General features: G+C 73.1%; 13 protein-coding genes. 5 read left to right on the top strand and 8 right to left on the bottom strand.

Going from position 1 to position 12,255, the window contains the following annotated elements; genetic code table 11:
• Positions 1-18: 18 nt before the first annotated feature.
• Positions 19-726, bottom strand: coding sequence for an AraC family transcriptional regulator (locus ACIA8L_RS08395; protein ID WP_395901919.1), 708 nt, complete (start codon positions 724-726; stop codon positions 19-21).
• A gap of 75 nt (positions 727-801) precedes the next feature.
• Between ACIA8L_RS08395 and ACIA8L_RS08390 the strand changes: the two genes are divergently transcribed.
• On the top strand, positions 802-1,362 hold the full coding sequence (locus ACIA8L_RS08390) for a class I SAM-dependent methyltransferase (RefSeq protein ID WP_395901917.1): 561 nt from the start codon (positions 802-804) through the stop codon (positions 1,360-1,362).
• On the opposite strand, the gene ACIA8L_RS08385 is transcribed toward ACIA8L_RS08390, so the two are convergent.
• On the bottom strand, positions 1,349-2,020 hold the full coding sequence (locus ACIA8L_RS08385) for an SDR family NAD(P)-dependent oxidoreductase (protein ID WP_395901915.1): 672 nt from the start codon (positions 2,018-2,020) through the stop codon (positions 1,349-1,351). The two genes, ACIA8L_RS08390 and ACIA8L_RS08385, sit on opposite strands and share 14 nt — an antisense overlap.
• Before the next feature lie 219 nt (positions 2,021-2,239).
• Here ACIA8L_RS08385 and ACIA8L_RS08380 point away from each other — a divergent pair, with 219 nt between their 5' ends.
• Both ACIA8L_RS08380 and ACIA8L_RS08375 read left to right on the top strand, forming a co-directional pair.
• Positions 2,240-4,177, top strand: coding sequence for an elongation factor G (locus ACIA8L_RS08380; protein ID WP_395901913.1), 1,938 nt, complete (start codon positions 2,240-2,242; stop codon positions 4,175-4,177).
• A 65-nt stretch (positions 4,178-4,242) separates the two neighbouring features.
• Positions 4,243-5,145 (top strand): Ppx/GppA phosphatase family protein, encoded by a 903-nt coding sequence (locus tag ACIA8L_RS08375; RefSeq protein WP_395901911.1) that lies wholly within the window; start codon positions 4,243-4,245, stop codon positions 5,143-5,145.
• 28 nt (positions 5,146-5,173) lie between these two features.
• On the opposite strand, the gene ACIA8L_RS08370 is transcribed toward ACIA8L_RS08375, so the two are convergent.
• From ACIA8L_RS08370 to ACIA8L_RS08360, 3 genes are read right to left on the bottom strand one after another with little or no spacing between them, the layout of a single operon-like run.
• Positions 5,174-5,389 carry a hypothetical protein gene (locus ACIA8L_RS08370; protein WP_395901909.1) on the bottom strand — a complete coding sequence of 72 codons (216 nt, stop codon included), beginning with the start codon at positions 5,387-5,389 and terminating at the stop codon, positions 5,174-5,176.
• Between the two features lie 29 nt (positions 5,390-5,418).
• The gene (locus tag ACIA8L_RS08365; RefSeq protein WP_395901907.1) at positions 5,419-6,234 is read right to left on the bottom strand and encodes an SAM-dependent methyltransferase; all 816 of its coding nucleotides are present in this window, start codon (positions 6,232-6,234) and stop codon (positions 5,419-5,421) included.
• Between the two features lie 34 nt (positions 6,235-6,268).
• Positions 6,269-6,940, bottom strand: a complete 672-nt coding sequence (locus ACIA8L_RS08360; protein ID WP_395901905.1) for a TetR/AcrR family transcriptional regulator C-terminal domain-containing protein — start codon at positions 6,938-6,940, stop codon at positions 6,269-6,271.
• A gap of 77 nt (positions 6,941-7,017) precedes the next feature.
• On the opposite strand from ACIA8L_RS08360, the gene ACIA8L_RS08355 reads away from it, so the two are divergent.
• A complete protein-coding gene (locus ACIA8L_RS08355) occupies positions 7,018-8,367 on the top strand; it encodes an FAD-dependent monooxygenase (protein ID WP_395901903.1) in 1,350 nt (449 codons plus the stop codon).
• Here ACIA8L_RS08355 and ACIA8L_RS08350 read toward each other — a convergent pair.
• Positions 8,328-8,582, bottom strand: a complete 255-nt coding sequence (locus ACIA8L_RS08350; protein WP_395901901.1) for a hypothetical protein — start codon at positions 8,580-8,582, stop codon at positions 8,328-8,330. The genes ACIA8L_RS08355 and ACIA8L_RS08350 overlap by 40 nt on opposite strands.
• An 83-nt stretch (positions 8,583-8,665) precedes the next feature.
• Between ACIA8L_RS08350 and ACIA8L_RS08345 the strand changes: the two genes are divergently transcribed.
• Entirely contained in the window at positions 8,666-9,175 is a 510-nt protein-coding gene (locus ACIA8L_RS08345) for a sigma factor-like helix-turn-helix DNA-binding protein (RefSeq protein WP_395901899.1), read from the top strand.
• On the opposite strand, the gene ACIA8L_RS08340 is transcribed toward ACIA8L_RS08345, so the two are convergent.
• The gene (locus ACIA8L_RS08340) at positions 9,157-9,771 is read right to left on the bottom strand and encodes a hypothetical protein (protein ID WP_395901897.1); all 615 of its coding nucleotides are present in this window, start codon (positions 9,769-9,771) and stop codon (positions 9,157-9,159) included. The genes ACIA8L_RS08345 and ACIA8L_RS08340 overlap by 19 nt on opposite strands.
• A 54-nt stretch (positions 9,772-9,825) precedes the next feature.
• Entirely contained in the window at positions 9,826-12,234 is a 2,409-nt protein-coding gene (locus tag ACIA8L_RS08335; RefSeq protein WP_395901895.1) for a SpoIIE family protein phosphatase, read from the bottom strand.
• Positions 12,235-12,255: the final 21 nt, after the last annotated feature.

Below are 12,255 nucleotides of genomic sequence, written 5' to 3'. Positions count from 1 at the left end.
CCGCGACACCGCCAACCGCTACGACGCGAAGTACGCACCGGGACTCACACCGAGTGCGGATTTAAATGCGGCGATAAATGCGGAGGGGGTACTGTACCCGACCCGCTTCGCCACCAAGGCCACCGACGTGTCCGTGGCGAGCAGGAACAGCGCGGCGCGGAGCCGGGCGTTGACCCGCCACCGGCCGAAGCTCAGTCCGGTCTCGGCGGTGAAGGCGCGCGCGAGGGTGCGGCCGCTGGCGCCGACCGTTCTGCCCCACGCGTCGAGGTCGCGGGCGTCGGCCGGGTCCGCGAGCAGGGCCCGGGCCACGGCGAGGGCGCGCTCGTCGCGGGGCAGCGGAATCCGCAGTGAGGCCGCGGTGACGGGCCGGAGCAGGTCGAGCAGGACGGCCTCGGCCCGGCGGCGCGGCCCGTCCGGCAGTGCCCCGGCGAGGTAGCCCGCGAGCTCATCGAGCAGCGGGGTGACGGCGACGACGGTGGGCCGGGTCCAGCGGTGCGGGTTCCGGTCGAGGTGGACGCTGCGGAAGACGGCCGGGGTGGTGACGTCGACGGCGTGCGGCACGCCGGCCGGCACCCACAGCGCGCGGGTGGCGGGCAGCACCCAGGCACCGTCCTCGGTGGAGACCGACACGGCCCCGGCGGCGGCCCAGGAGAGCTGGTGCACCGGGTGGACGTGCGGGGCGAAGCCGGACCCGTTGGCCATGGCGCGGTCGCCGACGAAGACCACGGGATGTCCGGAATTCGATATCACGTGGCACGATAGCATCTCGCCGCCATGCGTCGCCGTCGATACCGTCGGGGCATGAACCTGCTGCACAACCGGATCTGCAAGTCGGCGAAGTGGTTCGAGAAGGTCGAGCGGCACCTGCTGCCGTGGGCCCTCGACGGGGTGCCGCTGGGCGGAAATCTGCTGGAGATCGGGCCGGGTTTCGGGGCGACGACGCGGGTCCTCGCGCGCGATGCCGGCGCGATGACGGTTGTCGAGGTCAACCCGAAGCTGGCCGCGCGATTGCGTGACAAGGTGCCCGCCAACGTGACAGTGCTCGAGGGCGACGGCGCGGCCATGCCCCTGCCGGACGCCGGCTTCGAATCCGTCGTCTGCTTCACGATGCTGCACCACGTGCCCTCGGCCGCGCGGCAGGACGAGCTGTTCGCGGAGGCGCGGCGGGTCCTGACCCCGGGCGGCGTGTTCGCGGGCAGCGACAGCCTGCCGACGCCCCGATTCCGCCTGCTGCACATCGGCGACATCATGGTGCCGCTCGACCCGGCGACGCTGCCGTCCCGCCTGGAACGGGCCGGGTTCACCGGCATCAAGGTCGAGGCGAGGACCGATCGCCTGCGGTTTCGAGCTACGGCCGGCTGAAGGTCCGCAGGGCACGGGCGGCAAGAGCCATTTTCCGGGGGTACGAGATGAGGCTCGGCTTGTTCGCGATGACCCGGACGAGGACGTCGACGGCCTCGTCCACGCTGATCTTGAACGGGGCGACCGGGGACTTCGCCATCTTCGTGTCGACGAACCCGAACCGGACCGCGGTGACCGCGACGCCGTGCTTGCGCACCGCCTTGCCCAGGCTCAGCAGGTATGACGTGAGGCCGGCCTTGGAGGCCGCGTATCCGGGCGCGTCCGGCGTGACGAGGATGTCGGCCAGGCTGGACAGCCCGACGAAGTGCCCGCGGCCCGCCTCCACCATCGCGGGCAGCACGGCGTCGGCGGTCAGCGCGGCGCCGAGCAGGTTGACCCGGATCGCGTCGGTCTGCTCCCCCAGGTTGGCGAGGTCCAGCGGCTCACCGATCCCGGCCGCGTAGACGGCCAGATCAACGGTGCCGCCGGTTCCGAAATTACCGATTTGTCGGGCGTAGTCGGCGGCGGTGACGTCGGCGACCACGTGCTCGTACGCGGGACTGTCCAGTTCGGACGGTCGGCGGGACACCCCGACGACGTCCCAGCCGGTGTCCAGGAGCCGCCGGGTGAGAGCCAGGCCGATCCCATCGGTGTTGCCGACGATCAGAGCACGGGGCACACCCGGAATAATAACTTGACCTTCGACGCTACTCTTGGCGTAGCCGTGCCAGTCGAGTGTGGAGGGAGGCCGGCCGTGCAACACGAGGTGATTCGCGTGTCTTCGGTCCTCCCGGTGCCCGCTCGCGCGGCGGCATCGGGTGGTCCCGCCCTCCGCTGAGCCGGAGCGGGGCCCAATCGCGCGCTGTCCTGTCGAAAATGACCAGCCCGAGGGGCAACAGTGCGTAACGAACTGCAGCGCGTCCGCAACATCGGCATCCTCGCCCACGTGGACGCGGGCAAGACCACCACCACCGAACGGATCCTGTTTTCCACCGGCGCCACCTACAAACAGGGCGAAGTCCACGACGGCACCACCGTCACCGACTTCGACGTGCAGGAGCGCAACCGCGGCATCACCATCTTCTCCGCCGCGGTCAGCGTCGACTGGGCCGGCCACCGCATCAACCTCATCGACACGCCCGGCCACGTCGACTTCGCCGACGAGGTCGAGCGGGCCCTGCGCGTCCTCGACGGGGCGGTCGCCGTGTTCGACGGCGTCGCCGGCGTCGAGCCGCAGAGCGAGTCGGTGTGGCGGCAGGCGGACCGCTACGGCGTGCCCCGGATCGCGTTCGTCAACAAGCTCGACCGGGCCGGGGCCGACCTCGACGCGGCGGTGGCCTCGATCCGCGACCGGCTCGGCGTCACCCCTCTCGTCGTGCAGGCCCCGATCGGCCGCGAGTCCGGCTTCGCCGGCGTCACCGACCTGACCTCGCCCCCGAGCGCGGCCCTGGTCGAACAGGTCGCCGAGCTGCACGCGGGCGCGTTCGAGCAGTACGTGGAGACGGGCACGCTGACCACGGCGACGCTGCGGGCGGCGCTGCGCGACATCACGCTGGCCGGCACCGGCGTCGTCGTGCTGTGCGGCGCCGCGTACCGCGACATCGGCATCGCGGAGCTGCTCGACGCGGTGGTGGCGTACCTGCCGTCGCCGCTGGACGTGGACCCGCCCGCCGATCCGGGGGCGCCGTTCGCGGCCCTGGTGTTCAAGGTCCAGGCGACGACGACCGGGCGGTACGCGTACGCCCGCGTCTACTCCGGCACACTGCGCAAAGGAGCGGAGGTGCGCGAGTCCAACGTGGACAACAAGGAGCGGGTCTCGCGCATCCTGCACGTCCAGGCCGACCGCTACACCGACGTCGACCAGGCCGTCGCCGGTGACATCGTCGCCCTGATCGGCCTGCGCGACGCCCGCGTCGGCGAGACGCTGTGCGACCCGGCCCACCCGGTCGTCCTCGAACCGCCGAACCGGGCCGCGCCCGTCGTGTCCGTCGCGATCGAGGCGAAGCGCCGGACCGACTCCGGCAAGCTCGCCACCGCGCTCGCGCGGCTGGTCGAGGAGGACCCGTCGCTGGTCGTGCGCACCGACCCGGAGACGGGCCAGACCCTGCTCAGCGGCATGGGCGAACTGCACCTGGAGGTGGCGGTGGAGAAGATGCGCCTGGCCGGCAGCGCCGGTCAAGGGCCGGGCCTGGAGATCGCCGTCGGCCGTCCCCAGGTCGCCTACCGCGAGACCCTGGTCCGGGGCGTCACCGGCTTCTACCACCGCCTGGTCAAACAGGACGGCGGGTCCGGCCTGTACGCCCACGTGTCCATCGACGTGTCACCGGTGGACGGTCAGGAGTTCGTGTTCGAGTCCACTGTGGTCGGCGGGCACGTGACGAAGGAGTTTGTGCGGGCGGTCGAGGCCGGCTGCCGGGACGCCCTCGCGGCCGGGCCGGTCGCGGGCTACCCGGTCACCGGCGTGAAGGTCACCATCACCGACGGCAAGATGCACGACCACGACTCCTCGGAGCTCGCGTTCCGCCTGGCCGGGCGGGAGGCGCTGCGGCTCGCCCTGCGCGAGTCGCGGATGGCGCTGCTGGAGCCGGTGGCCGACGTCGCCGTGACGGTGCCGGAGGACCTGGTGGGTGCGGTGCTCGGTGACCTCATGGCCCGGCGGGGACAGGTCAGCGGGACCGCTCCCCGGGGCGGGACGGTCGTCGTGACGGCGACGGTACCCCTCGCTGAGCTCTTCGGATATGCGACCCGGCTGCGCAGCCGCACCCAGGGCCGCGGGGTCTTCACCGCGACCCCGGCCGGCTACGCACTGGTGCCGTCCGGAGTGCCGGTCCGATAACCGTCACACCCGTTTCACATACGGCGATTAGGGTAACGGGCGTCTTCTGGGAAAGGGGGCGCCCGTTGCTGCTGGCCGTACTCGACGTCGGGTCCAACTCCGCGCATCTGCAGATCGTGCAGCCGCGCCCGCGGAAGCCACCACTGCCGGTGTACCGCCTCAAGGCCCCGACCCTGCTCGCCGAGGAGGTCACGGCCGACGGTGCGCTGTCACCGGCCGGCGTGGAGCGGGTCGTGCGGGCGGTGGCGTGCACCGTGGAGGCGTACCGCCGCCACAAGGTCGACGACCTGATCCCCCTCGCGACGGCCACCATCCGCGACGCGACGAACAGTGCCGAGATCTACCGCCGGGTCCTCGACGAGACCGGTGTGCAGCTGCGCTCGCTCAGCGGCGAGGACGAGGCCCGGGTGACGTTCGCGGCGGTCCGCCGCTGGCACGCGCCGTCGTCGCGGCTGTGGCTGCTGGACATCGGCGGCATGTCGATGGAGGTCGCGGCCGGCGCCGGTGACCAGCCCGACCTGGCCGTCACCCTGCCCCTCGGGGCCGGGCTCCTGACCCGCCGGCTCCTGCCCGACCACCCGGCCGGCCGCGCGGACGTCGAACGCCTGCGCCGCCACGTCCGCGGCGTCCTCAAGCCGGTCGCCCGCGACCTCGCCCGTACCCCCCGCCCCGACCTGGTCGTCGGCACGTCGAAGACGTTCAAGCAGCTGGCCGAGCTGACCGGCGACGGTGAGCGGCTGGAGCGGCGGGCTCTGCGCCGGTGGGTGCCGCGCCTGGCCGCGATGACCCCGCGCGAGCGCGGCAAACTGCCGGGTGTCGCCCCGGCCCGCGCCCGCCAGCTCCTGGCCGGCGCGGTGACCGCGGTGACCGCGATGGAGGCCTTGGACCTGCGCACGCTGGGCGTGTGCCCGTGGGCGCTGCGCGAGGGCCTGCTGCTGCGCCGCTACTACGAGCTGCGCCGCCACTGACCAGACTGCGCTCCTGGCCCCGCTGCTCCTAGCCTCGCTGCGACTCCGAGTTGCGGGGCAGGTGCAGCTTCTTGTCCGGGTCGAGCGTGTGCTTGTCGTCGAACGGCATCAGCGGATCGTCGACCTCACCGCCGAGCGTGGGCGTCCCGACTCCCTGGTCCGAGCCGTTGGGCTTGTCCTCTTCGTCGATCCGCGACGCCCCGTCGCCGCCGGGCGTGCCGGTGGTGCCCATGGTTTCACTCATACGGGCCGGATTACCCGCTGGCCTCGCCCTCAACCGGAGGTCTTGCGCCCCACCGCACCCCAGACGGCCACCTCGTCGAACCCGGGCCGCGGGTCGAGCTCGTCCTGCGCCCGCCAGTCCGACACCGACACGACGCCCGGCTCCAGCACGTCGAGCCCGTCGAGGAACGCGGTGAACTCCGCCTTGTCGCGCAGCTTCCCGGGCCCGTGCCGCCCCGACTGGATCTGCGCCGCCAGCTCCGGCGCCAGCCCATCGGTCGTGGCATGCGACATGACCAGAAAACTCCCGGGCGCGAGCGCACCGAGCAGCGTCCGCACAATGTCGTAGGGCCGATCGTCGTCGGGCAGGAAGTGCACGACCGCGACCAGGATCAACGCCACCGGCCGGGCAAGATCGATGGTGGCCCGCAGCGACGGGTCGGCCAGAATCCGCTCGGGGTCCCGCAGATCGGCGTCGACGTAGGCGGTGGCCCCCTGCGGCGAACTGGTCAGCAACGCCCGGGCGTGGGCCAGCACGATCGGATCGTTGTCGACGTACACGACCCGCGAGTCAGCCGCCACGCCCTGCGCGACTTCGTGGACGTTGGGGCTGGTAGGAATCCCGGTCCCGATGTCAAGAAACTGCCGAATCCCGTGCTCCCCCGCCAGGACCCGAACCACCCGCCGCATGAACGCCCGGTTCTCGACCACAGCCGTCCGGATGGCCGGAAACGCCGCCGCGATGGCATCCCCGGACTCCCGGTCGGCGGCAAAGTTGTCCTTGCCCCCCAGCCAGTAGTCATACCGCCGAGCCGGATGCGCCACCGACGTGTCCACCCGCTCAACCCACTCCGAAGCTCCACCCACCGCGATCTCCATCCATGTAGACCCGCCGCGCAGTCTACGACCCGCTGTTCGGGGGTTCCGGGGCGCGGGCCTTCGGCATGCTGTGCAGACCGGCGATGATGATCGCTAGGCCGCCGTTGAAGTCGGTGTCCGGGTCCGGGCCGAAGAAGACTTCCACCGCGGCCTTTGTCGCCAGCGGGTAGCGGTTTGGTTCGAAGGCTTTTTCCAGGGCGGTCGGGGTGTACGGGTTTTCGTCGTACGCGGTTGCCTGTCTCGCCTGTTCTTCGATGGTGTAGCCGACGGTGTAGTGCAGGACGGCGGCGAAGCCTCTGGCGGCTGTCGGCAGGTCGAAGCCGGCGTCGACCAGGAGGCGGAGCGTTGTCTCCATCGCTCGCGGCATTTCCGGGCCGGTGAGGTTGGTGCCGGCGAAGACGCGGGCGCCATCACGGTACCGCAGCAGGATTGTTCGCATTGTTCTGGCTCTGGTCGCCACCCACTCCGGCCAGTCTCGCACGTCGCCGGGCGGGGTCAGGCCGGCGGTGGCCTCGGTGAACATGACGGCGGCCATCGCGTCGAGCAAATGCTGTTTGTTCTTGACGTGCCAGTAGAGGGTCGGGGCGCGCACACCCAGGCGGTCGGCCACGACCCGCATCGTGAGGCCGTCGAGGCCCACCTCGGCCAGCAGGTCCAGGCCGGTCCGGGCTACGACTTCGGGGTTGATCGCCACCCTTGACACTCTAACAACGTTAGAGACATGCTTACACCCGACGCGCCTCTAACGTTGTTCGAGAAGGGATGTTCGGGATGAATACCACCCAGGTTCTGGTCGTCGGTGGTGGGCCTACGGGGCTTTGGCTGGCGTGTGAGCTGCGCCGGTGCGGTGTCGACGCGATCGTGCTGGACCGGCGGTCGGCCGGGGTCGGTGAGTCGCGGGCGGGTGGGCTGCACGCGCGCAGCCTGGAGATCCTGCGGTCGCGCGGGGTCGACGGGCCGTTCCTGGCCGAGGGGCGGCGGGTGCCGGCGGCGCACTTCGCGGGGCTGTGGCTCGACATGTCGCGGCTGAGCACCGAGTTCCCGTACGTGCTCGGGCTGGTCCAGTCGCGGATCGAGGCGCTGCTGGCCGAGCACCTCCGCGAACTCGGCCCCGACGTGCGCTGGAACACCGAGGTCACCGGCGTCAGCCAGACCGCCGACCACGCCGAGGTCACGACGGCCGACGGTGAGCGGCTCCGGGCCGACTACGTGGTCGCCGGCGACGGCGGCCGCAGCACCGTGCGCCGGCTGCTCGGCATCGCGTTCGAGGGGACGGACGCGACCGTCAGCTCCATGCTGGCCGACGTCGTCCTGGCCGACCCGCCGGCGGGCCCGATCTTCCAGCAGCGGACCCCGCTCGGCGACTTCAGCGTCCTGCAGCTCCAGCCGGGCTGCCACCGCCTGATGACCAACCACTACGAGCCCGCGACCGACCGCGGCGCGCCGCTGGACCTCGGCGAGTTCCGGGAAGCGTTCGTCGCGATGGCCGGCACCGACTTCGGCCTGCACAGCCCCCAGTGGACGTCGCGCTATCACGACGCCGCCCGGCTGGCCGCCCGGTACCGCGACGGCCGCGTCCTCCTGGCCGGCGACGCCGCCCACATCCACTGGCCGGCGGGCGGGCAGGGCCTCAACACCGGCCTGCAGGACGCCACCGACCTCGGCTGGAAGCTGGCCCTGACCCTCCGCGGCCACAGCACCACGCTCCTGGACACCTACGAGGCCGAGCGGCGCCCGGTCGCCGAGCGGGTCCTGGCCAACACCCGGGCGCAGACGGCCCTGTGCCGCCCCGGCCCGCACGTCGACGCGCTCCGCGCCACCACCGCCGACCTGCTCACGATCCCCGCCGTCAACGATCGGCTGGCCGCGATGGTCGCCGGGCTCGACCAGGGCGAGCGCGCACCCGACGTTCCGCTGACCGACGGACGGGGTGCCCTCGTCGGGGCCGGGGACGTCCCGGACGGATGGGCCGACCGGGTCGACGCGCTCCCGGGTGAGCGGGCGCTGCTGGTGCGCCCGGACGGGTACGTCGCCTGGTCCGGCGGTCCCGGCCGGACCGACGCGCTGGCGACCTGGTTCGGTCAGCCGGCGCCCTCGAGGAGCGCCTTGAGCCGGGCGTAGCTGCGCGGCGCGACCCGGGCCGACATCCTTCGGATCAGCGGGACCAGCAGATCGGCCGGGCCGCGGGCGGTGAAGTCGAGGGTGAACGTGACCCTCGAGCGGCGGCCGCCGTCGAGTGGCTCGATCGACACGGTCGCGGCCGGGCGGACCGGGCCCGCGACGGCCGCGGCCGCCCAGCGCGACGGGGCCACGTCCTCGGTGACCTGCTGCAGCATGCCCCGGTCGACGCCGGCGATCCGGCGGACGGTGGTGAAGCGGCCGTCCGGGTGGACCTGCCGACGACCCGGAGCGGGCGACCGTGGAAGCCGACGCGGTCGGGCTGGCGCTGCTGATCGTGCTCGACACCCTGAAGCCGGGCGAGCGGGTGGCGTTCGTGCTGCACGACGCGTTCGGGGTGCCGTTCGACGAGCTCGCCGCGATCCTCGGGCGGACCCCCGCGGCGGCGCGGCAGCTGGCCAGCCGGGGCCGGCGGCGGGCGCGGGCGGCACCGGTCCCCGACTCGGATCTGCGCCGGCAGCGCACGGTGGTCCAGGCGTTCCTGGCCGCCGCCCGCGACGGGGATTTCGCGGGCCTGCTGGCAGTACTGGATCCGGATGTTGCCTTGCTGGCCCACCCGGACATCACGCTGCGCGGTGCCGAAACGGTGGCCCGGCAGGCGGCCCGGTTCGCGGCCCACGCCGGGGCGGCCCAGCCGGTACTGGTCAACGGCTCCGCCGGACTGCGGGTCGACCCCGGCCGGGCGCTGCTCGCCTTCACGGTGCGGGCGGGCCGCATCCGGGCCATCGCCGTCTACACCGGCCGGGCGTAGGCGGCCACGACTCCGCGCGGCAGGGCCAGGGCGACCTCCGCGAGGCCCTGCAGCACCGGCACGATCCGCTCGGGGGCGAGCCGGTCACCGGGCCGGGTCACCCAGATCAGGTCCCGGCCGGCGATCCGCCACCCGAGCAGGCCGGCCCGGCGGGTCACGTCGAGGACCTCGCCGGTGACGATCGCGTCGGCGAACGCGGGATGCTCGGCCGGCGGCGCCCCGTCGAGCTCGGGCGGGCGCTGGAACGCGAGCGCGGCCCACGGCGGGACCGGACCGACGCGCCCTTCGGGACTGGGCTCGCCACTGTCCGGGTCGGGCACGACGGCGACCGGCGGCAGCACCACGGTCAAGTGCAGGAGGCAGATCGTCCGGTATCCCCTGGCGCCGCCCAGCACCGTCGTGTCGAACAGCGTGAACGGTCGCCCCGTCGGCGCGATGGCCCCGGTGAGCTCCTCGGCCGGATCGAGGTCGGCCACGTGCGCCCCGGCGGCCCGCCAGCGGCCTTCGACGGTCCCGAACCCGGGCGCCGACCCGCGCCGCGCATACCGCCACCCGTGATCCTGGGCCAGCTGCGCACGGGGCCGCCCGCGTCGCACCAAAGAGACCATCCCCCGTGGTCGATTGCCTACGCAGCGGAATCGTAGTCCCGGTCAGGGGGTCCGCGCGACCTCGAACCAGACCTCCTTGCCGCCGGCCGGGATCGCTTCGGTGCCCCAGGCGGCCGCGACGGAGGCGACGATCAGCAGGCCGCGACCGTTCTCGCTGTCGGCGCCGGCGCGGCGCGGGTTGGGCAGGCGTTCGCTGCGGTCGGCGACGGTGACGCGCAGGCGGGCGGGGCGCAGCTCCAGGCGCACGACGACGGCGCCGACGGTGTGCTGGATGGCGTTGGTGATGACCTCGTCGAGCAGCAGCAGGGTGTCGTCGGCGAGGCGGTGCTCACCCCAGGCGCCGAGGACGTCGGCGGCGAACCGGCGGGCCGCGGAGGCACTGACGGCGTCGCCGCGGAATCGTCGCTGTGCGGTCGGGCTTTCCGGCAGTACCGCCGAAGCATCAACAGCGAGGCAGACGACCGCGACGTCGTCGGTGCGGGGTTGGGGGCCGACGCCGGCGGTGAGCACGTATTCGAGCATGTCCCGCGGGTCCGCGGACGGGGCCGCCTGCACGGCTTTGCGCAGGTCGGCGAGGCCGTCGTCGAGGTGGTAGCGGCGGTCCTCGACGAGGCCGTCGGTGTAGAGCAGCAGGTTGGCCCCGCCGGGGACGAGGAACGTGGTCTCGCTGTAGGCGATCTCGGCGGCGACGCCGAGCGGCGGGCCGGCCCGCAGGACGAGGGTGTCGGCGGTGGTGCCGGCGCGCATGACGGGCGGCGGGTGCCCGGCCAGGACCGCGGTCGCGGTGCCCTCGGCCAGGTGCAGCTCCAGATAGCAGCAGGTGGCGACGGCGTCGGGCTGCAGGTCGAGCAGGAGCCGGTTGACCCGCTGCATGACGACCGACGGGCTGTGCCGCTCGGCCGCGTAGGCCCGCAGCGCGTTGCGCACCTGCCCCATCACGGCGGCCGCGGTGGCGTTGTGGCCGACGACGTCGCCGATGACGACCGCGACCACGTCCTCGCCGAGGGGGATGACGTCGTACCAGTCGCCGCCGACGTCGGCGCCGTGCGTCCACGGCAGGTAGCGCGCGGCGTGGCGCAGCCCGTTGACCTGCGGCAGGTCGGCCGGCAGGAGGGCCCGCTGGAGCTCACCGGCGATGGACAGCTTCGCCTCGAACAGCAGGGCCCGCTGCATCGCCTGCGCGCACACGCCCGCGAAGACGGCGAGGTTCGCGCGTTCGTCGTCGTCGAACTCGTGCGGGGTACCGTAGCCGATCACCAACGTCCCCAGGACGTCCCCACCGGCGGCCAGGGGCAGGAACGCCCACGCCTGCCGCCCGCCGCTCGGCATCGGCGCCGGGTCGCCGGCCTGCGCCGCGACGAACTCCCGCAACGTGCTCAAGAACCGTGGCCGCCCGGTGCGCGCCACGGTCGTGGCCGGATACAAATGCCGCAGTGGTACAGCCTGAAGCCGCTCGACCACCAGGGGTTCATAGCCGGCGTGGTATCGCAGCACGAGCTCGTCGTCCCGGCGCAGCAGCACGGCGAGGCCCTGCCCGCCGGCGGAGGGTCGCAGGACGGCCCCGATCGCCGCGTAGACGTCGGCCGTCGTGCTGGCGGCCACCAGCGCCGACGTCACCGCCTGCAGGGCCGCGTTGCGCCCGGCCGCCCGCCGCGCCGCGGCCACCGCCTGCTCCAGCCGCTCCTGCTGCCCGACGAACGCGCTGACGTCGCGGAACGACACGGCGACGGCGTCCGCTCCGGCGGGCGCGGCCCCGATCTCCCACACCTGCCCGATGTGCTCGTAGCGGAGCTGCTCCCGCCACGGCCGCCCGGTCTCGGCAACGTCCTTCCACCGTTCGAGCAGGCCGTGGGCCGCCCCGCCCGGTGCCGCCAGCTCACTCCACCGCCGCCCGATGGTCTCCTCGACGTCGCGCCCGGTGAGCGCGGCCCCGGGCGCGTTGACGTACTCGCACACGAAGTCCCGCACCACCCCGTCCGCGTCGCGCACGGCCCGCAGCAGCGTGAACCCGTCGAAGGCGGCGTCGAGGACCTCGTAGAGCCGGGTCCCGCCGGTCGACTGCGGCCCGAGCGTGACGGTCCGCAGGTCGACGAAGCGGGCCGCGAACCCGTCGCCGCTGGGCCCGACCCACAGCTCGAAGTGCCCGGACACGGAGGGCCGGTCGTAGTAGACGGTCCGGGTGACGGCCTCCCGGGTCACCACCACGCCGCGATACAGCGGCAGCGTGTCGTCGTTGACGGTCTCGGGCCACAGCTCGCGGTAGGTCCGCCCGACCAGCTCACCCCGCGCCCGCCCGAGATACCGGGCCCCGGCGTCGTTGAGGTACTCGAGCCGGAAGTCCACGATCTCCCCGCCCACCCGCACCGCACGGGCGAACGCCCACCCCTGCGGGTCCGCGTCGAGCAACGCCAGCACGTCGCCGGAGGGCAACACATCCGAGGCGTCGACCATGCCGCCATCATCCCGTCCCAC

The organism is Dactylosporangium sp. NPDC051541 (assembly GCF_044454505.1).
Classification (GTDB): domain Bacteria; phylum Actinomycetota; class Actinomycetes; order Mycobacteriales; family Micromonosporaceae; genus Dactylosporangium.
Note: the sequence above shows the minus strand (reverse complement) of the source record. Positions and strands in the feature narration are given on the sequence as shown.

Bases quoted from the DNA above. Each gene is read 5' to 3' on its own strand.
- ACIA8L_RS08370 (WP_395901909.1), bottom strand. From the start codon at position 5,389: ATGAGTGAAACCATGGGCACCACCGGCACGCCCGGCGGCGACGGGGCG.
- ACIA8L_RS08335 (WP_395901895.1), bottom strand. From the start codon at position 12,234: ATGGTCGACGCCTCGGATGTGTTGCCCTCCGGCGACGTGCTGGCGTTG.
- ACIA8L_RS08355 (WP_395901903.1), top strand. From the start codon at position 7,018: ATGAATACCACCCAGGTTCTGGTCGTCGGTGGTGGGCCTACGGGGCTT.
- ACIA8L_RS08350 (WP_395901901.1), bottom strand. From the start codon at position 8,582: ATGCTGCAGCAGGTCACCGAGGACGTGGCCCCGTCGCGCTGGGCGGCC.
- ACIA8L_RS08390 (WP_395901917.1), top strand. From the start codon at position 802: ATGAACCTGCTGCACAACCGGATCTGCAAGTCGGCGAAGTGGTTCGAG.